The following is a 23259-nucleotide window of genomic DNA, read 5'->3' as shown; positions in this document are numbered from 1 at the left end:
GTTCAAATATACATCAAAATATCTTAACAATTTAAACATACAGAGTTCAAAAAATCTGTTTACAATATCAGCACAAAAGAAAATGAACTCAAAACAACAAAAGCCACATGATGTGGCTTTCTAAATATATACACTGGTTGGTGAGACACCAACCATTAGGTTAAATTTAAATGACACCTAAATCTTTTCCAACCTTTGTAAATGCAGCAATAGCTTTATCCAGGTGATGTTGCTCATGAGCTGCCGAAAGCTGAACACGGATGCGGGCCTTGCCTTGCGGAACAACCGGATAGAAAAATCCGATCACATAAATTCCCTCTTCCAGCATTTTGGCAGCAAAATTTTGCGCAACCTTTGCATCATATAACATCACTGGTACAATAGGATGAAAACCAGGCTTGATATCAAAACCAGCCTCGGTCATTTTTTCACGGAAATATTTGGTATTACTTTCCAGTTTATCTCTAAGCGAAGTCGTTTCACTTAACATGTCTAAAACAGCTATAGATGCTCCGGCAATTGCAGGCGCAAGTGTGTTAGAGAACAAATAAGGACGTGATCTTTGACGCAACATATCAATAATTTCTTTTTTACCAGAAGTAAATCCTCCTGAAGCACCGCCCAAAGCCTTACCTAAGGTGCCAGTAATAATATCAATGCGATCCATCACATTAAAATGCTCATGTGTACCACGTCCGGTTTTACCAATAAAACCAGAGCAATGCGATTCGTCAATCATGATTAATGCTTCGTATTTATCAGCTAAATCTGCGATTTTGTCTAATGGCGCAACAGATCCATCCATCGAAAATGCACCATCGGTAACAATAATTCTATGGCGACAATCTTTAGCAGCAATCAGCTGTTTTTCTAAATCTTCCATATCTGCATTTTTATAACGGAAGCGCTGTGCTTTACATAAACGAACACCATCAATAATTGATGCATGATTCAGCTCATCTGATATAATGGCATCTTCGGCATTAAATAAGGGTTCAAATACACCTCCATTTGCGTCAAATGCTGCTGCATACAAAATAGTATCTTCAGTGCCTAAAAATTTAGATATTTTAGCTTCAAGTTCTTTATGCACATCCTGGGTACCACAAATAAACCTTACTGATGACATACCATAACCATGATCATCAATTGCTTTTTTAGCTGCCTCAATCACTTTAGGATGAGAGGAAAGGCCTAAATAATTATTTGCACAAAAGTTAATGACATCCGCACCGCCACTCACTTTAATATCTGCACCCTGAGGCGTAATAATTATGCGTTCCCGTTTAAATAATCCAGCGTTTTCAATTTCTTCAAGTTCTTTTTGAAGAACAGGTTGTAAGGTTTTGTACATGGCTTTTTTTATGGTTGATTACGGCATCAAAGTTATAAAAAAAACTATGCTCCTCTTTAAATTCCAATCTGAAATACCATTTTAATAAAATGAGAACCAAGCTTAACCTGTTGATGCCATATATTATCTTGCAAAAATTAAAAAAGAAGGCTTGTAAGCTAATTTTTTTTCAACTTAACAAACTTTAACATTGAAAATCTGTATAGTCTTAAAACTTATTCGATATTTATAGCTTACTAATCACTACCATGATAAAATTTTGCGCGCTCCTCCTATTTTGTAGTTTGGCTAATTTTGCAATTGCACAACAACATATTATTTCAGGAACCATTAGAGATACAGGCGGGCAACCAGTACCATTTGCATCTGTTTATATTAAAAATACCACCACAGGCACTTCAGCCAATGTGGATGGAAAGTATGCTATTAAGCTGAATAGCGGTCAGTTTACACTTAGTTTCAGGGCAGTAGGCTACAAGCAACAGGATCATATTATAAACTCCACTGCAGATATTGTTTTAGATGTTAAGCTTTCTGCTGAAAGTTATACGCTTGATAACGTAAACATCAAGGCAAATGCGGAAGACCCTGCCTATGAAATCATCAGACAAGCCATTAAAAAAAGAAAAGAACACCTGGAGGAAGTGAAAGCATTTTCATGTGATGTTTACATAAAAGGTGTTCAACGGCTAAAAGGTGCACCCAAAAAATTTATGGGTAGAGATATCAGAAAGGTGATGGATTTGGATACGAATAGAAAAGGCATTATTTATCTCTCAGAATCGCAAAGCAGATTCAATTTTCAAAGGCCAAATGATATACGTGAGGAGATGATTTCTTCTAAAGTAGCAGGTACAAACAGTGCCTTCAGCTTTAATAAGGCTTCAGATTTAATTATTGATTTTTATGATAATTACCTGTTAGAGAATAAATTAAGCGCTAGAGGTTTCATATCTCCAATTGCTGATAATGCCATGTTTTATTATAAATATAAATCTTTGGGTGATTCGAAAGAGAATGGCACACTCGTTCATAAGATAGAAGTTATTCCACGGAGAGAAAATGACCCCGTATTTAGGGGAATTATATACATTATTGATGAAAGCTGGAGAATTTACAACACTGATCTTTACCTGACCAAAAATGCAGGAATCAATTTTATTGATACCTTAAACATTAACCAACAATTTACAAAGGTAAAAGATGTGTACATGCCTACCAGCGTTAACTTTCAGTTTAATGGAAATATCTTAGGTTTTAAATTTGCCGGGTATTTTGTGGGGGTATATAGTAACTATAACCTTGATCCAAAATTTCCAAAAAGCTTTTTTAATGGCGAAATCCTGAAAGTTACCCAAATGGTTAATAAAAAGGATTCTATCTACTGGAGCAGTAATCGTCCCATTCCTTTAACGCCTGATGAAAAATTAAACTATGTTAAAAAAGATAGTATTGCCAAGCTTAAAGAATCTAAAAAATATCTAGATTCTCTGGAAAGAGAGAATAACAAGTTTGGATTGGGTAAACTTTTTATGGAAGGCCATAGCGTTAACGACCGCTATGATAAAGAATATTATTCGTTTGATCCTATCAGAAGATCTATTTTTTACAATACGGTAGAAGGTCTTGTAATCAGATATGGGGTTACTTATAAAAAGGTTTTTGATGATAATGCTTCTTATAGTATCAGACCTGAAGTAAGGTATGGTTTTGCTAATCAAAAATTAACGGCGAGTTTAACTGGTAACTACCTTTATAATCCATTAAAAAGAGCCAGTGTTAGTGCCTCTTTTGGCAATGGAATTTTTGATATGAATAATTTAGGTTCCATGACCGCAATTGGCAACACCATTAATTCGCTGTTGTACGAAAAGAATTTTGCGAAATACTACGAAAAAAGTTTTGTTAATATTAATACCACTAGAGAGCTCGCTACAGGTTTACAAGGTAGCTTAGCTTTTGATTATAACAAAAATCATTATCTCACCAATAGCACTGATTTTAAATTTTTTGATAATAAAGATCGGGAATTTACCTCAAACAATCCATTTAGCCCCAATGTGGAGACACCATTATTTCCAACTTACACTTCTGTATGTGCGACTGCAAGTTTAACTTATACCATCGGACAAAAATACATCACCAGACCGGATGGCAAGTTTTACACTGAATCGAGGTATCCAAAAATAACTGTATTGTATAAAAAAGGTTTGAATGGCGTATTGGGAAGTGATATCGATTATGACTTTGTAAAAGTAGAAGTTTCTCAGGATAGAATCGGATTAGGTTTATGGGGATATACTTCGCTATTGGTTGGTGCTGGAAAGTTTTTAAATAACAGCAAAATGTATTATCTGGATTATAAACACTTCCAAGGTAACATTTCTACCATCTTCCCTCCTAACCTCAGAAAGTTTCAATTCCTTGATTTTTATCAGTTCAGTACCAACCAACAATATTTTGAAGCACACCTTGAACATAATTTTGCAGGCTTTTTCTTAAATAAAGTTCCAATTTTACGTAAGGCTAGATTAGAAGAATTTATAGGTGGAGGGTATTTATCTTCACCAGAAAAAAGAAATTATAAAGAGTTTTACTTTGGTATTCAACGATTGGTATTAAGAGCAAGTTACGGCTTTGCCTATGATGGTGCACAAAAGTTGACTCAAGGATTTAGGATCAGCTATGGGTTTTAATTGAGATTAAAGGTTAGATTGGTTAGGGGCTAGAAGGGTTAGGCCTATTACTAAATCTTTTACTTGTAAATAGCAGGTATAAAAATACAATTTATGAAAATAGATTACTTTTCAGCTAGAAAGTTACCACTAAGCTACAAAGTCATCCCTATTTAAATACCTAAACACTAACCCTCTAAACTAAAAACCTTTACCTAAACTCTTCTTGCATACATCTTTTTTATTATCTTTGCACCGCTTTAAACGCCGTTTGCAACGGTATCAACAGCGTTATGAAAAAATATCAGACACTACTTTATTATTGCTATAGTTACATAGCAGATGCAGAACAATTTGCTGCCGATCACTTAAAATTTTGTAAATCTTTAAATTTAGTTGGCCGCATTATTGTGGCTGATGAAGGTTTAAACGGAACGGTTTCAGGCACTCAAGAATCTTGCGATGCCTACATGAAAGCTATACATGCTGATGAACGTTTCGCTAAGACGGAATTTAAAATTGATGATGTTGAAGAACCATCCTTTTTAAAAATGCACTGTCGCTATAAGTCAGAAATTGTTCATTCTGGTTTGAGGGATACCTCGATTATCAATCCAAATGAAAAAACCGGCAAACATTTAGAACCAACTGACTTCATGGCGATGAAGGATGATGAGGATGTGATTATTTTAGATGTACGATCTAATTATGAGCACAACCTGGGTAAATTTAAAAATGCCATTACGCTAGATATTGAAAATTTCCGTGATTTTCCTGAGCAGATAAATCAGCTTGCTCAATATAAAGACAAGAAAATTTTAACTTACTGCACCGGAGGCATCAAGTGTGAAAAAGCTTCTGCACTGCTTTTACATCATGGTTTTAATGATGTTTACCAATTGCATGGCGGCATTATTAAATACGGAAAGGAAGCAGGAGGTAAAGACTTTGAAGGTAAATGTTACGTTTTTGATAACCGCATTGCCGTAGATGTTAATCAGGTTAATCCTACTATTGTATCCGTTTGTTATAATTGCGGTAAAACCACTCCAAAAATGATTAATTGCGCCAACCCAGAGTGCAATGAACACATTACACAATGCGATGATTGCGGAGTGGAATTGCAGGGATGTTGTTCTACAGCTTGTACCACCAATCCACGGAAACGCCCATACGATGGAACAGGTTATTATGTAAAAGTTCCTCAACCTGTTGCGAAGAAAGTAGAAATGATATGATGGAGTTGATAGTTAATAGTTAGTTCCTGATAGCTTAGCTAAATATTGCAGAAGGCTGTATGGGGCAATCGAAAGCTGAATTCTCCAGATTTTTGACACATTCTGTTCGATCTGGACTAGAAGTTGCAATTTGTTTATTTATGTCCTCATCTCGGAGTTATATCACTTAAGCTGAATTTAAGAGAATTTATAGTGAATATGAACAACTTTGCAAAATGATATCTAAGTTGAAGAGTTCATTATAATTTTTAATTTATTAATCTTCATTATGGGGTGATAGCTATGGACTATTGACCAATTAGTTTAATAATAAAACCATCAACTAACAAGCATCCAATGTTTTTCATTTACTTTGTAAAGCGATGGCTTAATTACATTCCATTATATGTTTAGCGTTTTACGTCTGTTATTATTATTCTTACTGTTATCCCATTCTACTTTTGCATCTGATATTAAGAGTATAGGTGTTCCATATATCGAAAATTATTCTAAATCTATTTATGGTGCGGGTAATCAAAATTGGAGCATAGCCAAAGATAATCATGGTATTATGTACTATGGCAACGCCGAAGGTTTACTCACTTTTGATGGAAAGTACTGGCAAAAGCATAAAATGCCTAACGGGCAAATTGTGAGATCTGTAGCAACAGATAATAAAGGAAAAATTTATACCGGATGTTTTGGAGAATTTGGCTACTGGGCCATCAAAAATAATAAATTAACCTACCATTCCCTCACCTCCCTGTTACCAAAGGGATCGAAAATTACAGATGAAATCTGGAAAATTTATATTGATCAAGACAGGGTAATTTTCCAGTCATTCTCCAAAATCTTAATTTATCAAAATCAAAAAATTTCAGTCGTTTCATCATCAAAATCATTACTTTTTCTACATAAGGTAAATAAAAGGTTTTTTGTAGAAATTTTAGAAAACGGATTACATGAACTTGTTGGCGATAAGTTGGTTTATCTGCCGCAAAGTGATCAGTTGGGTAAGCAGGGCATTCTATCTATACTGCCCTATAAAAATGGAGGACTTTTAATTGGAACCAGTAAAAACGGCCTTTTTATTTATGATGGAAAAAATTTCAATCCACTAAATACACCTGCCAATGCTTTCCTAAAAACCTATCAGCTTAATAATGGTGTTCAATTACTTGGCAAGTATTACGCTTATGGTACAATTTTGAATGGTTTAATCATTATTGATGAAAATGGTAACATCGTACAGAAAATTAATAAATCAAGTGGACTTCAAAATAATACCGTATTAAGTTTATATGCTGATGATGAACAAAATTTATGGGCAGGTTTAGACAATGGTATTGACAGGATTGAATTAAATTCACCACTATATTTTTATTTTGATAAAACGGGTCAGTTTGGTACAGTTTACTCCAGCATAATTTTCAATAATAAAATCTATCTCGGTACTAATCAAGGTTTGTTTTATAGTGAATGGTCACCAAATACAGCATCGAACTTAAACTTTAAACTGATTCAAGGCTCTCAAGGGCAGGTATGGGAATTAAACATCATTGATAATGAATTGGTTTGTGGCCATAATAGCGGCACATTTAAGGTTTTAGGCGATCGGATAGAATGGATCTCCAGAACAAGTGGTGGCTGGACTATTAAAAAGTTAAACTCCAATCCAAATTACCTAATTCAGGGCACTTACGTAGGGCTATCTCTTTATCAAAAAACACCTGGCACCGGGTTGAAATTTATTACACAGATTTCAGGTTTTGATGCGCCATCACGATTTATTGAACAGGACAATAAGGGTGATATTTGGGTCGGACATGCCTACAAGGGCCTTTATAAGCTTACGCTAAATTCAGATTATACTAAAGTTGTCTCGACAAAATATTTTGATGAAAGAAATGGATTGCCGGGAAATTACAACATTAATATTTTCAATTTAGAAAATAGAATTGTCTTTTCAACTGACCATGGCTTCTACACCTATGATGAACTGAGCAATAAATTTACAAGATACGAGGTATTAAATAAGAAGTTAGGTTCTTTCGCTTCCTCTAATAACATCATCAAGGCAGGTGAAAAAAAATACTGGTTCATCAATCATGGTAAAACATCATTGGTCAATTTTACCGAACCAGGCAAAATAGAAATAGACTCTAACCAATTTAGTCTACTGGATGGACGAATGGTTCAATATTATGAGAACATCAGCAAAATCAGTAATTCTATTTATTTAATTAGTGTAGATGATGGCTTTGTTATTTATCATACGCAACAAAATCAATCAAATGATAGGAACAAGCTTCCTAGAATACTAATCAGACGTATTGACGACATTACTGATAAATATTATACACTTAGTGAAACAGGAAATGATATGGAAATTCCATATCGTAGAAATAATATCAGAATTTCTTTTTCCCTCCCCTATTACAGGCAGGCGAAAGTTAAATACCAGTATTTTTTAGAAGGTTACTCGAAGGATTGGTCAGAGTGGAGCGATGCAACGGATAAAGATTTTACCAATCTGGCTAGTGGAAGCTATAAGTTTAAACTTCGGGCCAAGCTAAATGATTCATCCGTTACAGATGTTACTACATTTAAATTCACAATTTTAAGGCCATGGTATTTAAATAACTGGGCACTGCTTGTATATTCTTTGCTTTTTGCAGTGATATTAATTTTTGGAAAGAAGATCTATGAAAGAAAACTAAAGAAGGATAGTCTGGCAATAAGTGCCCGTTTAAAGGCTGAACGAGATGAAATTTTAAGGAAGGAAGCTGAAGCAAATGAAAAACAAATCAATAAGCTTCAAACGGAAAAACTTCAGGCAGAATTGGCTTCTAAAAATAGGGAGCTGGCCAATTCTGCCATGACATTAGTTTATAAAAACGAGTTATTGCAAAAGCTAAGTGACGAGATTGCAAAGTTAAAAGATGAGAATGGCAAAAAGCTTTCTGAAGATCAGACCCGTAAAATTCAAAAGGTAATTAATGATGGAATGAATGATGAAAGGGACTGGCATTTATTTGAAAATAGTTTTAACGAAGCACATGAAAGTTTCTTCAAAAAGTTAAAGGCACAGCATCCTGATTTAGTTCCTAATGACCTCAAACTTTGTGCATATCTAAGAATGAATATGAGCAGCAAAGAAATGTCATCACTTTTGAATATTAGCTTGAGAGGAGTTGAAATCCGAAGATACCGTTTACGTAAAAAATTAGAAGTACCTCACGATAAAAACCTTACCGAATTCTTAATGGAATTGTAGATCAGGCTTTACAAAAACTGCGGGGAACGATCTCATGAATTGGCAATTTTTGCCTGAAACTCCATTACACCTTGTTTTTCGACTACATCATTACCTCTCACAAGCTAAAATTACACCCCACAAAAACCTTCGTGTACTTTTCACACTTAGCCTAATGTTAAAATAATGTTAAAAAGCTAAAAACTGCGTTTTTGGTCTGAAATAGCATTTGGTTCTATTCTTTCACATAGCAATCCGGCTCTCATGATGTAATGATGTTGAGGTAAATTCACTTGCACAAGCGAATAAACAACCTCACTTTTATATTAACAATTAAACTAAATTTTAATAATAGCATGAAAAGAATCTTTACAAGAATTTCTGTTCTCGCTGCATTTTGCTTGCTAACCATTAACGTAGCATTTGCGCAAAACATTACCATTAAAGGTAAGGTAACTGATGGAGGTGATAAGACATCTCTCCCAGGCGTAACCATTGTTATAAAAGGAGCACAAGGCGGAACGCAGACAGATGCAGACGGAAATTATTCAATCAGCGCACCTGCTGATGCAACTTTAGTATTCAATTTTGTAGGTTACACCGCCCAGGAGCAGGTTGTTGCTAACCGCACAACTATTAATGTAGCTTTAGCTTCATCAACACAACAACTCGAGCAGGTTGTAGTTGTGGGTTATGGTACACAAAGAAAAATTGATGTTACCGGATCTGTAGCCAGTGTTAAGGGCGAGGATATTTCAAAACAACCATCTACCAATCCAATTAGTGGCTTACAAGGTAAAGTTGCAGGGGTTTCTATCAGCAATAACGCTACACCTGGATCGTCGCCTCAAATTACCATTCGTGGAACGGGAACTATTTATGGTAACACAGGACCATTATATGTGGTAGATGGTGTTTGGTATGATGACATTACATTTTTGAATCCTGCAGATATTGCTAGCATTAATATTCTGAAAGATGCCTCTTCACAATCCATTTATGGTATCCGTGCTGCAAATGGTGTGGTATTGGTTACTACTGTTAAAGGTAAGACAGGTAATGCTACCATCAACTATAACGGTACTGTTGGTGTGCAAAGTGTAACGAATGCGGTTGAAATGACTAATGCAAGTGAATATGCAACTGTAGTAAATGAAGCATATGCTATAAATGGTTCCAGCCCTTTGTTTACAAATACAAATCTTGGAGAAGGTACAGACTGGTACGATCAGGCATTAAGAAATGCGATCATTACAAACCATCAGCTTTCCATTAATGGTGCAACAGAGAAATCCAGTTATAATTTTTCATTGGGTTATGTAGATCAGGATGGTATTATAAAAACCAATAATTATAAGAGATATACAGCACGTTTATCAAACGATTTTCAGGTAAAGAAAGACCTTAAAATAGGGTATAATGTTACAGGTAGCTCTAGTATCTCTAAAAATGCTCCTGCATCAATATACCGTGCTTTATATACCGCTGCTCCGGTTCTATCGGTTTTTAATGCAGATGGTTCATACGGAGATCCGACTAAAGTACCTGTTGGAAATGGTACTGTAGATTTAGGAAATGGAAGTAACGTGAATCCTCAGGCTACACTTGATTTTAACAATAGCAGAACTTCAAAATACAGAATAACCGGAAATGTTTATGCAGAGTTAAAATTCGCGAAACATTTCACGTTCAAAACCAGCGCTGGTGGAGATTTCGGCCAGGAAGAAAACACCAATTATACCCCAAAATACAAGGCTACAACCGCACAAAACGCTAATATAAGTACACTCTCTATTGGCAGGGTTGAAACAAGAAATTGGATTTTGGAAAATACATTAACCTATGACAATAAGTGGAACGATCACAGTTTAACCGTATTAGCAGGTCAAACTGCACAACGTTATAAATCTTACACTACAACAGGAACCGCCCAGAATGTTCCATATCAATCTGAAGGAGATCTTTACCTGCGTTTAGGTAATGCCGATGGAAGGAAGATTGAAGATAGTGGCTCATTAAATACGGCTACATCCTATTTTGGAAGAGTAAACTATGGTTTTAAAAACAAGTACTTATTAAATGCTTCATTAAGAGCAGATGCTGCATCACAGTTTTTCGGCGGAAGTGATTTATGGGGATATTTTCCTTCAGTTGGTGCGGGTTGGGTAATAACCAATGAAGATTTTATGAAAGATCAAAAGATCTTCAGCAATTTAAAGTTAAGAGGTAGCTGGGGTAAAGTAGGTAACGCAGGTGTACCTATAAATCCTACAACATTAACAGTAGATCAAAGTGCTGGTTTAATAGCATTCTATAATGGGATTGCGAATACTGGCGCAAGTGTAACCAGCATTGTTCCTTCAGCACTTTTTTGGGAGCGCAGTGCAGGAACTGATATTGGTTTAGAAATGGGTTTCTTTAACAACAAACTATCAATTGAAGCGGATTACTACAGTAAAAAGACAGAACAGGCAATCTTTAATATCCCTATTTTAGGTTCATTAGGTACATCTAACAGTTTGTTACTAGGCAACCAGGCCGATTTTAGAAATAGAGGATTTGAACTTTCTGCTACTTGGTCTGATAAAACTGATGGTGGTTTAACCTATTCTATCAGTGGAAATATAGGCATCAACAATAATAAAGTTCTGAATGTAACCTCTGGCTCTAATCCAATAGACGCTGGTGGTAATGGATTAAATAACGCAGTAGTACCAACCAGAACTGTAGTTGGGCAACCAATAGGATCATTTTTTGGTTATGAGGTAACCGGCATTATACAAACTGCTCAAGAAGCTGCAACTTCTGGTTTATCAGGAGCTAAACCCGGAGATTTCAAATATGCTGATCTAAACGGAGACGGTACTATTGACCAAAGGGATAAAACCTTTCTTGGAAATCCAAATCCTAAATATACCTATGGTGTAAATACAAATTTCGCATACAAAAATTTCGATCTAACTCTTGACATTCAAGGTGTTGCTGATGTAGATGTATATAATGCGAACTTAGGTAACAGGTTAGGTAATGAAAACTACACTAAAGAGTTTTATGATAACCGCTGGACTGGTGCCGGATCTACCAACACTTATCCTTCAGCAAATTTAGCTGGCGGAAATAACAATCAAACCAACTCATTTTATGTAGAAAGTGGTGCATACATTAGGTTAAGAAATATTCAATTGGGTTATAATTTACCACAAAAATTAACTTCCAAATGGAAAATACAAAAATTACGCGTGTTTGCAAATGCACAAAACGCAGTTAATTTATTTGGATACCGTGGCTTTACTCCTGAAGTTGGTGGAGTACCGACCAGTGCAGGTATTGATCTCAATGTATATCCAATGTTTGCTACCTATAATATCGGTGTAAACTTAACCTTTTAATTGATTTGAAAATGAAAACATATATGAACATAAAATTACAAAAATGGTGTGTAGTTGGTGTTTTATCCACCTTAGTACTCGCATCTTCTTGTAAAAAAAGCTTTCTAGATGTAGATCCTCAAGGACAACAGGCTGCCCAACAGTTCTGGAAAACCCAAGATGATGCAACTAAAGCCGTTAACGCAATTTATGGAAACTTACGTACGTGGGAAAACCTGGCCTTTCCAGCTATAGCGATAGAAAGCACTGGATCTGACGAAGCTGATAAAGGCAGCACACCTGTTGATGCTACCTTCTTTAATTTATATGATACTTTTACTGTTACCTCTACAGAAGGTTCTTTACAAAGTTTTTGGACTGGTCAGTACAGAAATATTAATCTTTGTAACCAGGTACTAGATAACGTTCCTTCTATTTCTATGGATGAAAGTTTAAAATCGCGTTATCTGGCTGAAGCGAAATTTGTAAGGGCTTATTCATATTTTAGATTAGTCAGAGCTTACGGTGGTGTGCCACTTAGATTAAAAGTTCCGGCAGATGCATCTGAATATAATATCCCACGAGCAGATAAAGCAGCAGTTTATGCTCAGATCGAAAAAGATTTAAACGAAGCTGCTGCGGCATTACCTGCATCTTACGGTGCTTCAGATTTAGGTAGAGCTACAAAAGGCGCAGCTCTTGGTATGCATGCTAAAGTGGCTATGTATCAACAAAAATGGAGTGATGTATTATCGTTAACCAATCAGGTAATTTCGATGGGTTACTCTCTATTTCCAGATTTTGAAAAGGGATTTCGTACTCAGAATGAAAATAATGTAGAATCATTATTTGAGGTTCAATGTGAATATTATCCTACAAACTTAGATGCATCTAATTCACAATATAGTCAGGTACAAGGTGTGGCTGGAGAACCAGCTGGAGGCTGGGGATTTAATACACCTTCTCAGGCCTTGATTGATGGTTTTGAAACAGGTGACCCAAGAAGAGATGCGACTATTCTTTTCCCAGGTGAAACGACTCCACAAGGAGATTTTATTAAAACCAATATAGTTAACATTGGCTATAATCAAAAGTCATATGTTCCTTTCAGTATGTTCATCGCTGGAAATCAAGGATCTCAACAAAATTTTAGAGCGTTAAGATTCGCTGATGTCTTGCTTATGAATGCTGAAGCAGCAAATGAATTAGGAAACCCTTCTTTAGCCTTAACATCTCTAAATAAAGTACGTGCTCGTGCAAGAGGTACTTTATCCGGAATTCTTCCGGATGTCGTCACTACAGATAAAGCATTACTTCGTTCGGCGATATATAACGAAAGAAAAGTTGAATTAGCTTTAGAGAATGACAGGTATTTTGATGTGATCCGTCAAGGCAGAGGTGTTGAAGTATTTGGTGTTAAAGGTTGGAAGGCTAATAAAAATGAAGTATGGCCAATCCCACAAACAGAAATTGAATTAAGCGGGGGCTTGCTAACGCAAAATCCTGGTTACTAATAAAAATTTTGATAAAGGTTGCCAGATGATCTGGCAACCTTTTTTTTTAAAGTCGCTATGTTAAAAACTTACCCTATTCGTCACATCTTAATTTTCTCGCTACTCCTCCTGGTTTCACTTTCATCATGTGCACAAAAAGAAAATACTAATGATAGTGCTAAGCTGACCATCAAAAAAAATCTTTCTGATGAGCAACTTTTAGACCTCGTTCAAAAACAAACCTTCCAATATTTCTGGGATGGTGCCGAACCTACATCAGGAGCTGGAAGAGAGCGCTTTCATGAAGATAATATTTATCCTGAAAATGATAAGAGCACAGTTGCAACCGGAGCTACGGGTTTTGGTTTAATGGCTATTTTAAGTGGAATTGACAGAGGCTACGTAAGCAAAGAGGATGGTTTAAAACGGCTGAACAAAATACTTGATTTCCTGGCCAAAGCTGATCGTTTTCATGGAGTATGGCCACACTGGATTTATGGTGAAACAGGTAAAGTTCGCCCTTTCGGCCAAAAAGACAATGGTGGTGATTTGGTGGAAACTTCGTTTGTAGCACAAGCGCTGATTTGTATTAATGCTTATTACAAAAATGGATCTGCTGAAGATAAAGCCCTTGCGAAAAAAGCAGACAAACTCTGGAAGGATATTGATTTCAACTGGTACCGCAATGGCAACCAGAATGTACTATACTGGCATTGGTCGCCAGAATATAAATGGGAAATGAATTTCCCGGTTAAAGGTTATAATGAATGTTTGATTATGTATGTTTTAGCTGCATCATCGCCTACACATACCGTTCCTGCAGCAGTTTATCATCAAGGCTGGGCGGATAATGGTGCAATCAAAGCTAATTTTGAAGTGTACGGTCATCCATTTAAATTGAAATATCAGGGACAAAAAAATTCCGTGGGCCCTTTATTTTGGGCGCATTATTCTTATCTGGGCTTAAATCCGAATGGTTTGAAAGACCGCTATGCGGATTACTGGGAAAACAATGTGAATCATACCCTTGCCATACATGATTATTGTGTGGCCAATCCAAAGAAATTTAAAGGTTATGGCGAAAACAGCTGGGGCTTAACTGCAAGCTACTCCGTAAAAGGCTATGCTGCACACAATCCTCAGGAAGATTTCGGTGTAATTTCTCCCACTGCAGCCATTTCTTCTATTCCATATACGCCAAAAGAATCAATGAAGGTTATCCGCCATCTTTATGAAGATTTAGGTGATAAAGTATGGGGAAAATATGGTTTTTATGACGCTTTTTCTGAAAGTGATCATTGGTACCCAAAAAGATATTTAGGTATCGATCAGGGACCAATAGTAGTAATGATTGAAAATTACAGATCAGGTTTATTATGGAAATTATTCATGAGTAATCCAGATGTACAGAAAGGGCTAACAAAATTAGACTTTCAATTTAAGCCATAGTATTTATTGAAAATAAATGTTTAGCCATCATACACTTAAATCTAAGAACCATGAAAAGAATAATTTTAATTTTAACAGCAATGATGGGATTAGTAATCCTTCAATCAAGTTTTACAACCATACCAAAGGCTAAACATAAAACAATAAAAGCAAAATTTGCTACTGTAAATGTAACCGCCACAAATTCAACCAGTGATGGTGTATATGTACAATTAGAAAATACTACCAGTGGTGGTAGCTATTCATTTTTTATCCCACCAAATTCTCCAAACGGAACCATCATTGGACAAATTCCAGAAAACGGAGACATTTATACAGTAAAGCTAACCTCAACCGGTGGCGCTCATGATATGTGGGTTTACTGGGAACACCGGACACACGTTACCGGATTAAGCGTAAGTGGAATGGCAATTGGATGCTCGAGCTGCGCAAGAATAAATATTTTTAATTAATTATAACAGAATAATGGCTAAACATTTATTCAAGATTTTTAATAGTATAATTAATCTACGGTTACAAGCAACTGGTTTTAAATTAAATAAGCAGCGTTATAAATGAGAAATATTTTATTGATCTTATTATTTTTCAGCGCAATGGGATCTAAGGCCCAACAAAAAACCTATTGTAATCCCATCAATGTTGATTATGGCTACACCCCTATTGAAGATTTTACCAAATGGGGAAAACACCGCGCCACAGCCGATCCTGTGATTGTTAATTATAAAGGTGATTTTTACCTTTTCAGCACCAACCAATGGGGTTACTGGCACAGTCCGGATATGCTAAACTGGAAATTTGAAGAACGTAAGTTTCTTCGCCCATGGAATAAAACAAAAGATGAATTATGTGCACCAGGCGTAGGTATTGTAGGTGATACCATGGTCGTCTTCGGCAGTACCTACACCAAAAACTTCACCTTATGGGGAAGTACAGACCCAAAAGGTAATAAGTGGTTTCCATTAGTAGATTCACTTGAAATTGGCGGATGGGATCCTTCCTTTTTTACTGATGACGATGGTAAATTTTACATGTACAACGGCAGTAGCAATAACTACCCTATGTATGGAGTAGAATTAGATCGGAAAACTTTTAAGCCAAAAGGAACTCGAACCCCCATGTATTTACTAGAAAGCTGGCGTTATGGCTGGCAACGTTTTGGGGAGTATATGGATAATACCTTTCTCGATCCTTTTGCAGAAGGTGCCTGGATGACCAAGCATAATGGCAAGTATTATTTTCAATATGGTGCGCCCGGCACCGAATTTAGCGGGTACTCTGATGGTGTGGTTGTAGGGAGCAAACCCTTATTCTACGACACAGAGTTTACACCACAATCTGATCCCTTAAGTTATAAAGGCGGAGGGTTTTCACGTGGTGCAGGTCATGGGGCAACCTTTCAGGATAATGCGAAAAATTACTGGCACATTTCAACCAGCATTATCTGTGTAAAAAACACCTGGGAACGCCGGATGGGCATCTGGCCAACAGGGTTTGACGAAGATGATGTGATGTGGACCAATACAGCATTTGGAGATTACCCACTATATCTTCCGTCAGAAAGAAAAGAAAATGGACCCGCCGGACCAGGCTGGATGTTGATCAATTATAAAAAGCCTGTAACCGTTTCCTCCACGCTAGGAAGCTTTTATGCCAACAATGCAGTTGATGAAAGTATTAAAACTTATTGGAGCGCAAAAACAGGCAATAATGGCGAATGGATTCAAACGGACTTAGGCAGTTTAGCCACGGTTAATGCCATTCAGATCAATTATGCCGATCAGGATGCTGAATTTATTGGTAAACAGATTGGTATCTATCACCAGTATAAAATACTGTCTTCAACTGATGGAAAGAAATGGACAATCTTAGTTGATAAAAGTAAGAACAAAACCGATGTTCCTCATGATTATATTGAGTTAGAAAAGCCAGTTAAAACCAGGTTTATCAAAATGGTGAATATCCATATGCCCACAGGAAAGTTTGCTATAAGTGGTTTGCGTGTTTTCGGAAATGGAAACGGTGAAAAACCAGCAGCAGTTGAAAATCTAATGGTATTAAGAACTGAAAAAGATAAACGCAGTGCCTACATTAAATGGGAACCTGTTGACAATGCTTTTGCATACAACCTATATTATGGAACAGCGCCAGATAAACTGTATAACTGCATCATGATTCATGATTTTAATGAATATTGGTTTAAGGCAATGGATAGCCAGAAAGCCTACTATTTTTCAATTGAAGCGATCAATGAAAATGGCGTTTCAGAAAAAACAGCGGTAAAGAAAGTAGATTAAAATTTTAAAAGAATAAAAACACACATATAATGAATAGAGCGAAAATCCTGATTATTTTATTAACATCCTTTGCACTGAACGCATCAGCACAAAACAAAAAAATAGTATCGTCCGAAGAGGCAAAGATGAACATCTTCATCAGCAACCTTATGGCTAAAATGACGGTCGATGAAAAGATTGGTCAGCTGAATTTACCCAGTTCTGGAGATATTACCACCGGACAAGCCAACAGCAGCGACATCGGCAAGAAAATCGAAGCAGGGCAAGTTGGCGGTTTGTTCAACATTAAAGGTGTAGAGAAAATCAAAGCCGTACAAAAGGTTGCAGTAGAAAAAAGCAGAATGAAAATTCCACTACTTTTTGGTATGGATGTAATTCATGGTTATAATACTGTTTTCCCGATTCCATTGGGTGTAAGTTGCATCTGGGATATGGATCTGGTTCAAAAATCAGCTAGAGTTGCGGCGATTGAGGCAAGTGCAAGCGGTATCAACTGGACCTTCTCCCCTATGGTAGATATTTCCCGCGATCCGCGCTGGGGTAGAATTTCAGAAGGTAGCGGAGAAGATCCTTACCTCGGTTCAAAAATTGCAACGGCCATGGTAAAAGGTTATCAGGGTAGATTACAAGCCAACAATGAAATTTTAGCTTGTGTAAAGCACTACGCCTTATATGGAGCAGCTGAGGCCGGTAGAGATTACAATACCACCGATATGAGCAAAGTAAGGATGTATAATGAATATTTCCCGCCTTATAAAGCCGCTGTAGATGCTGGTGCAGCAAGCATCATGGCTTCATTTAACGAAGTTGATGGCATCCCTGCTACTGGAAGCAAATGGTTAATGACGGATGTTTTGCGTAACCAATGGGGTTTCAAAGGTTTCGTAGTGACCGATTATACCGGAATTCCGGAAATGATCGCACATGGTATGGGCGATTTGCAAACCGTATCAGCATTGGCCATGAACGCTGGCATTGATATGGATATGGTTGGTGAAGGTTTTCTTGGCACATTAAAGAAATCATTGGCAGAGAAAAAAGTTAGCATTAATGAAATTAACAGGGCCTGCCGTTTAATTCTTCAGGCAAAATATAAATTAGGTTTATTTACCGATCCTTATAAGTTCTTAAGTACAGAAAGAGCAGAAAAAGAGGTGTTTAATGCAGAAAACCGTCAGGTAGCACGTGAAATCTCGGCTGAAAGCTTTGTGTTACTTAAAAATAACAACAGCATTTTGCCACTAAAAAAATCAGGCACCATTGGTTTAATTGGTCCACTGGCAGATAATACGGCGAATATGTATGGAACCTGGAGCGTTGCTGCCTTGTTTGATAAGTCTGTTACCGTATTACAAGGATTAAAAAATGCTTTAGGCAACGATGCCAAGATTTTAACCGCTCGTGGTTCTAATTTTCTGGCCGATTCAGCTATGGAACATCGCTATGTAAATGTTCACAATCCTACCTATAAACGTGATCAGCGCAGTGAAGAAGACATGATAAAAGAAGCTTTAAAAGTTGCAGAAAAATCTGATGTCATTGTTGCCACTCTTGGCGAAGGTTCTGAATTTACAGGGGAAAGCAGTAGTGTTACGGATATCCAAATTCCGGAAACACAAAAGAACTTACTTAAAGCCTTAGCCAAAACAGGAAAACCGATTGTTTTGGTGCTGTTCACTGGCCGCCCACTGGCATTGAAATGGGAAGAGGAAAATATTCCTGCCATCTTAAATGTGTGGTTCCCGGGAAGTGAAGCTGGCAATTCAATTGCCGATGTATTGTTCGGAAAAGTTAACCCTTCGGGAAAATTGAGTACTACATTTCCTCAAAACGTTGGTCAGGTGCCGTTATATTACGCCCATAAAAACACTGGTCGCCCGTTGGCAGAAGGTAAATGGTTTGAGAAATTCCGATCAAATTATTTAGATGTAAGTAACGATCCATTATATCCATTTGGTTTTGGTTTAAGCTACACTAATTTTAATTATAGTGATGTTAAATTGAGTGCTAATACTTTAACAAAAGGAAAATCGATCACCGCATCAGTTACCTTAAGTAATACCGGTAAATACGACGGAAAAGAAGTAGTTCAATTGTACATCCGCGATTTGGTGGGTAGCATTACCCGCCCGGTTAAAGAATTAAAAGGTTTCCAAAAGGTGAGTCTGAAAGCTGGAGAAAGCAAAACCATCAGTTTCAATATCTCAGAAAATGACCTTAAGTTTTACAATTCAGAACTAAAATTTGTTGCTGAACCTGGAGATTTTCAGGTGTTTATCGGCACCAATTCAAGGGATGTAAAAGAGGCTGCCTTTACATTAAAATAAAGAAATCAAATGCTTACTAAACCCTGACCCATTGCAAAATGGTCAGGGTTTTTTTATTTTTGTCAAATGAAAAAGATTGTGCTATCCGTTTTTTTATTTTTCAGCTTTACGTTTTTAAATGCCCAGGATCTCAAAAAATATGATTACGGAAGTTTTATTAAAAGAAGTGATTCCATTTATTATAGAATACTCTTCCCTGAAAACTTTAATCCCACACAAAAATATCCAATAGTATTCGTGTTGCACGGCCGGGGCGAAAGTGGAAAGGATAATGAAAAACAGTTAACCCATGGTGCCACATTATTTCTTAAAGATGAGGTGAGACAAAATTTCCCAGCCATAGTCGTTTTTCCCCAATGTGCTGTAGAAAGTTATTGGGCAAATGTAAATATTACTACCAATACCAAAGGGAAGAGAAATTTTAGTTTTGTAGAAGGTGGTAAACCGACTAAAGCAATGCATGCCCTACAGGGAATGGTTAAAGACTTCCTTAAAAAACCATTCGTAGATAAGCAGCAGGTTTATGTAGGGGGCCTTTCAATGGGTGGAATGGGTACTTATGAATTGCTCAGGAGACAGCGTAAAACTTTTGCGGCCGCATTTGCGATCTGTGGTGGAGACAATACCAATAACATTAAAAAATACCAAACTGTTCCCCTATGGATTTTTCATGGCGGAAAGGATGATATTGTAGATCCGGCATTTTCTATGGCCATAGCCGAAAGGCTTAAAACCGTTGGAGATGAAGTTAAATTTACACTTTATCCTAATGATAACCATAACAGTTGGGATAGTGCATTCGCAGAGCCAGGTTTATTGCCCTGGTTATTTGGGCATAAGAGATAAATAAATAGACCTTACAGGTTTTAAAAACCTATAAGGCCTTAATAATTAATTATTAATCAGCCATATTATGGTAAACCGCCTGAACGTCATCATCCTCTTCTAACTTATCAATCAGTTTTAAGACATCAGCAGCTTGTTCTTCAGTAACTTCGTGATGCGATAAAGCAATTCGCTCCAATTTTGAACTTTTCAGCTCAATGCCTTTTTCTTCCAAAGCTTTTTGTAAAGGACCAAAGTTTTCAAAAGCACCCTGTGCAACTGCAACGTCATTTCCTTCCTCATCAGCTTCTACATAAAGTTCCTCTAAACCTGCATCAATCAATTCAAATTCTAGCTCTTCCAAATCTAAACCTTCAGCTGGTGTAAAACGAAAAACAGATTTTCGGTTAAACACAAAATCCAAAGATCCGGTTTTACCTAAAGATCCATCAGTTTTATTAAAATAACTGCGAACATTGGCTACGGTTCTGTTAGTATTGTCGGTAGCAGTTTCAATTAAAACCGCAACACCGTGAGGCGCATAACCTTCATATACAATTTCCTCATAGTTAGCCATAGACTTATCAGATGCACGCTTAATTGCTGCTTCCACCCTATCTTTTGGCATATTTACTGCCTTGGCATTTTGCATCGCTGTACGTAAGCGAGAGTTGGTTTCCGGATGAGGTCCAGATTCCTTAACGGCCATTACAATATCTTTTCCAATACGCGTAAACTGAACCGCCATTTTGGCCCAACGCTTAAATTTTCTTTCTTTTCTAAATTCGAATGCTCTTCCCATTTTATAGTATCAAGTATTTAGTCTCAAGTATCAAGACGATAAGATAAATCCTACTCCTTCAACCCTCAACCTAATTATTTATTTTTCGACTTATTCCTTACTTTAGTCTTTCAGCTTTGCTCTTTGGTCTTTCAGCTTTAGCCTTTCAGCTCTGCTTTCTTAGCTTTTCTTTAAATTATTTAACATATCTGTCGTCAATTTTGCTAGATCAAATTCTGGTTTCCATCCCCAATCGTTCGCTGCGAAATGATCATCAATTGAACGTGGCCAGCTGTTTGCAATTTGCTGGCGGGGATCATTATCTGCGTAAGTTAGGGTAAAATTAGGAATATGTTTTCTGATTTCAGTAGCTAAAACCTCTGGAGTAAAACTTACACCACTAAAATTATAGCTACTGCGTACCGAAATCTGATCAGCAGGAGCATCCATCAGTTCAATAGTGCCGCGGATGGCATCATCCATATACATCATCGGGAGTTCCGTTTCAGCACTTAAAAAGCTTTGATAACTGCCCTTTTTTAAAGCCTCATGAAAAATATGAATGGCATAATCTGTTGTACCACCACCTGGGGCGGCCTTCCAGCTAATTAATCCAGGATAGCGAATACTGCGTACATCTAAACCATATTTTTGATTGTAATACTCACACCAACGCTCACCCGCAAGCTTACTAATACCATAAACCGTGTTTGGATCCATCACGCAATATTGTGAAGTACTGTCTTTGGGAGAATTTGGTCCGAAAACGGCAATTGAGCTTGGCCAGTAAACTTTAGCTACATGATATTCCAGTGCCAAATCCAATACGTTCAAAAGACCATTCATGTTTAAATCCCAGGCTAATTTAGGATTCTGCTCTCCTGTTGCGGAAAGTAATGCAGCTAAAAGATAAACTTGCGTAGGCTTATACTTTTTAAAAATACCATTAATCATCTCCTTATCCAGCACATTTACGAACTCAAATGGAGCAGAGTTTTTAATATCATAATCAGGTCTGCGAATATCGCAGGCTACTACATGATCATCGCCATATATTTTACGTAACATGGTTACCAGCTCCGTACCAATTTGCCCGTTAGAGCCTAAAACAATAATTTTTTCCTGCATATTTTTTTTGAGAATGTGCAAAGGTAAAAAAATGAGACAAATGGGCTATAAATTATTTACAATCAAGACCATCATTGAAATAATTTTTATTTTTTTTAACATTAGAGATAAGATAAAAATAGCAGGAGCTATTTAACATGTAAAGATAATGGGAATAAAACTATAAGTTTAAACCGATGTCTCTTTGATGAAGTAACGAATGAAAATGCTATTGATGTATTAAAAATAGCCTCACACTAGCATAGGGGGCACTCACGAGTAAAAAACAGATTTACACCGAGTTAATGTAGTTTGTACACGAAGTAATCGACAATTAAAAACCAATAATAAACGTGCTTAAGACGGTAATTTAAATCTTATTTAGAACAATTCTACTTAGTAACAATCGCATTGATTATGCCTAATTTAAAGATTTGGCATTTGATTATTATGCCTTTTTTTTCTAATATTACTTATTCAACGCAAACATAACCAATATATAAATATAACAAAACAATGCATAGAAGAGAAGCACTCAAAAACGTTGCATTTTTACTGGGAGGAGCCATCTCAGCAAGCACAATGGGCGTTTTATTTGAAAGTTTTACGCTTCCTGAAAATGAAAAGAATTTTGTTTCTTTTTCTGTACAGGATCAAAAAATTTTCGCCGAATTTGCCGACATTATTGTTCCTACAACAAAATCATCCGCAGGCGCTAAAGCGGCTGGGTTAGGCAAATTCATTCCTATGATGATGCAAGACTGTTATCCAAAAGAAATGCAAACCTCATTTGCAAGAGGGTTTAAACAACTTCAGGATAAGTCAATGCAAGATTATAAGAAAAACTACGTCTCCTTAACCGTTCCGGAGCGAACCAAATTAATGGTGGATTTAAGGCTGATGTCTATTGCGCAAAAAGACACCAAATCAGAAGAAAATAAAGATCTGGTTTACTTTTTTGTTACTGCAAGAGACCTTACCTTATTGGGCTACTATTCTTCAGAAATTGGATGCACCAAAGCACGGGAATATGTTCTTGTTCCCGGCAGATTTGATGGCAACACCAAGCTAAAACCTGGACAAAAATCCTGGGCAACCTAATTTCTAAATCAC

The 23259-nt window shown here is 36.7% G+C and carries 15 protein-coding genes; 12 read left to right on the top strand and 3 right to left on the bottom strand.

The window, feature by feature from the left end:
• Nucleotides 1-166: 166 nt before the first annotated feature.
• On the bottom strand, nt 167-1354 hold the full coding sequence (kbl, locus tag AN34_RS15310) for a glycine C-acetyltransferase (protein WP_029286835.1): 1188 nt from the start codon (nt 1352-1354) through the stop codon (nt 167-169).
• 248 nt (nt 1355-1602) lie between these two features.
• On the opposite strand from kbl, the gene AN34_RS15305 reads away from it, so the two are divergent.
• From AN34_RS15305 to AN34_RS15260, 11 genes are all read left to right on the top strand, one after another.
• On the top strand, nt 1603-4050 hold the full coding sequence (locus AN34_RS15305; RefSeq protein WP_029286834.1) for a DUF5686 and carboxypeptidase regulatory-like domain-containing protein: 2448 nt from the start codon (nt 1603-1605) through the stop codon (nt 4048-4050).
• Between the two features lie 272 nt (nt 4051-4322).
• Nucleotides 4323-5267: a rhodanese-related sulfurtransferase gene (locus AN34_RS15300; RefSeq protein WP_029286833.1), complete on the top strand. Its 945-nt coding sequence runs from the start codon at nt 4323-4325 to the stop codon at nt 5265-5267.
• A 44-nt stretch (nt 5268-5311) separates the two neighbouring features.
• Nucleotides 5312-5437, top strand: coding sequence for a hypothetical protein (locus tag AN34_RS22150; protein WP_369818096.1), 126 nt, complete (start codon nt 5312-5314; stop codon nt 5435-5437).
• 215 nt (nt 5438-5652) lie between these two features.
• Complete coding sequence (locus AN34_RS15295) at nt 5653-8523, top strand: triple tyrosine motif-containing protein (RefSeq protein ID WP_029286832.1); 2871 nt, start codon at nt 5653-5655, stop codon at nt 8521-8523.
• Nucleotides 8524-8858: 335 nt separating this feature from the next.
• Nucleotides 8859-11891, top strand: a complete 3033-nt coding sequence (locus AN34_RS15290; RefSeq protein ID WP_029286831.1) for a TonB-dependent receptor — start codon at nt 8859-8861, stop codon at nt 11889-11891.
• A 23-nt stretch (nt 11892-11914) separates the two neighbouring features.
• Complete coding sequence (locus AN34_RS15285) at nt 11915-13384, top strand: RagB/SusD family nutrient uptake outer membrane protein (RefSeq protein ID WP_197285536.1); 1470 nt, start codon at nt 11915-11917, stop codon at nt 13382-13384.
• A 57-nt stretch (nt 13385-13441) separates the two neighbouring features.
• A complete protein-coding gene (locus tag AN34_RS15280) occupies nt 13442-14812 on the top strand; it encodes a glucoamylase family protein (protein ID WP_029286829.1) in 1371 nt (456 codons plus the stop codon).
• Between the two features lie 50 nt (nt 14813-14862).
• The gene (locus tag AN34_RS15275; protein ID WP_029286828.1) at nt 14863-15264 is read left to right on the top strand and encodes a hypothetical protein; all 402 of its coding nucleotides are present in this window, start codon (nt 14863-14865) and stop codon (nt 15262-15264) included.
• 102 nt (nt 15265-15366) lie between these two features.
• Nucleotides 15367-17106: a discoidin domain-containing protein gene (locus tag AN34_RS15270; protein ID WP_029286827.1), complete on the top strand. Its 1740-nt coding sequence runs from the start codon at nt 15367-15369 to the stop codon at nt 17104-17106.
• Nucleotides 17107-17135: 29 nt separating this feature from the next.
• Nucleotides 17136-19433, top strand: a complete 2298-nt coding sequence (gene bglX, locus AN34_RS15265) for a beta-glucosidase BglX (RefSeq protein ID WP_029286826.1) — start codon at nt 17136-17138, stop codon at nt 19431-19433.
• 66 nt (nt 19434-19499) lie between these two features.
• The gene (locus AN34_RS15260) at nt 19500-20279 is read left to right on the top strand and encodes a prolyl oligopeptidase family serine peptidase (RefSeq protein ID WP_029286825.1); all 780 of its coding nucleotides are present in this window, start codon (nt 19500-19502) and stop codon (nt 20277-20279) included.
• A gap of 52 nt (nt 20280-20331) precedes the next feature.
• Here the strand turns inward: AN34_RS15260 and AN34_RS15255 are convergent, their stop codons facing one another.
• Together AN34_RS15255 and AN34_RS15250 are read right to left on the bottom strand one after the other, a co-directional pair.
• Entirely contained in the window at nt 20332-21060 is a 729-nt protein-coding gene (locus AN34_RS15255) for a YebC/PmpR family DNA-binding transcriptional regulator (RefSeq protein ID WP_029286824.1), read from the bottom strand.
• A gap of 159 nt (nt 21061-21219) precedes the next feature.
• Nucleotides 21220-22167, bottom strand: coding sequence for an NAD-dependent epimerase/dehydratase family protein (locus tag AN34_RS15250; RefSeq protein ID WP_029286823.1), 948 nt, complete (start codon nt 22165-22167; stop codon nt 21220-21222).
• Nucleotides 22168-22662: 495 nt separating this feature from the next.
• On the opposite strand from AN34_RS15250, the gene AN34_RS15245 reads away from it, so the two are divergent.
• Nucleotides 22663-23247 carry a gluconate 2-dehydrogenase subunit 3 family protein gene (locus AN34_RS15245; RefSeq protein WP_029286822.1) on the top strand — a complete coding sequence of 195 codons (585 nt, stop codon included), beginning with the start codon at nt 22663-22665 and terminating at the stop codon, nt 23245-23247.
• Nucleotides 23248-23259 lie beyond the last annotated feature (12 nt).

This window comes from Pedobacter sp. R20-19 (assembly GCF_000708265.2).
Classification (GTDB): Bacteria; Bacteroidota; Bacteroidia; order Sphingobacteriales; family Sphingobacteriaceae; genus Pedobacter.
The sequence above is the reverse complement of the archived record's forward strand: the minus strand, read 5'-3'. Positions and strand labels throughout refer to the sequence as shown.

Excerpts from the sequence above, each read along its gene's own strand:
- AN34_RS15285 (WP_197285536.1), top strand. The coding sequence starts at position 11,915 with ATGAACATAAAATTACAAAAATGGTGTGTAGTTGGTGTTTTATCCACC.
- AN34_RS15245 (WP_029286822.1), top strand. The coding sequence starts at position 22,663 with ATGCATAGAAGAGAAGCACTCAAAAACGTTGCATTTTTACTGGGAGGA.
- AN34_RS15255 (WP_029286824.1), bottom strand. The coding sequence starts at position 21,060 with ATGGGAAGAGCATTCGAATTTAGAAAAGAAAGAAAATTTAAGCGTTGG.
- bglX (WP_029286826.1), top strand. The coding sequence starts at position 17,136 with ATGAATAGAGCGAAAATCCTGATTATTTTATTAACATCCTTTGCACTG.
- AN34_RS15250 (WP_029286823.1), bottom strand. The coding sequence starts at position 22,167 with ATGCAGGAAAAAATTATTGTTTTAGGCTCTAACGGGCAAATTGGTACG.
- AN34_RS15305 (WP_029286834.1), top strand. The coding sequence starts at position 1,603 with ATGATAAAATTTTGCGCGCTCCTCCTATTTTGTAGTTTGGCTAATTTT.
- AN34_RS15275 (WP_029286828.1), top strand. The coding sequence starts at position 14,863 with ATGAAAAGAATAATTTTAATTTTAACAGCAATGATGGGATTAGTAATC.
- AN34_RS15270 (WP_029286827.1), top strand. The coding sequence starts at position 15,367 with ATGAGAAATATTTTATTGATCTTATTATTTTTCAGCGCAATGGGATCT.
- AN34_RS15280 (WP_029286829.1), top strand. The coding sequence starts at position 13,442 with ATGTTAAAAACTTACCCTATTCGTCACATCTTAATTTTCTCGCTACTC.
- kbl (WP_029286835.1), bottom strand. The coding sequence starts at position 1,354 with ATGTACAAAACCTTACAACCTGTTCTTCAAAAAGAACTTGAAGAAATT.
- AN34_RS15260 (WP_029286825.1), top strand. The coding sequence starts at position 19,500 with ATGAAAAAGATTGTGCTATCCGTTTTTTTATTTTTCAGCTTTACGTTT.
- AN34_RS15290 (WP_029286831.1), top strand. The coding sequence starts at position 8,859 with ATGAAAAGAATCTTTACAAGAATTTCTGTTCTCGCTGCATTTTGCTTG.
- AN34_RS15295 (WP_029286832.1), top strand. The coding sequence starts at position 5,653 with ATGTTTAGCGTTTTACGTCTGTTATTATTATTCTTACTGTTATCCCAT.
- AN34_RS15300 (WP_029286833.1), top strand. The coding sequence starts at position 4,323 with ATGAAAAAATATCAGACACTACTTTATTATTGCTATAGTTACATAGCA.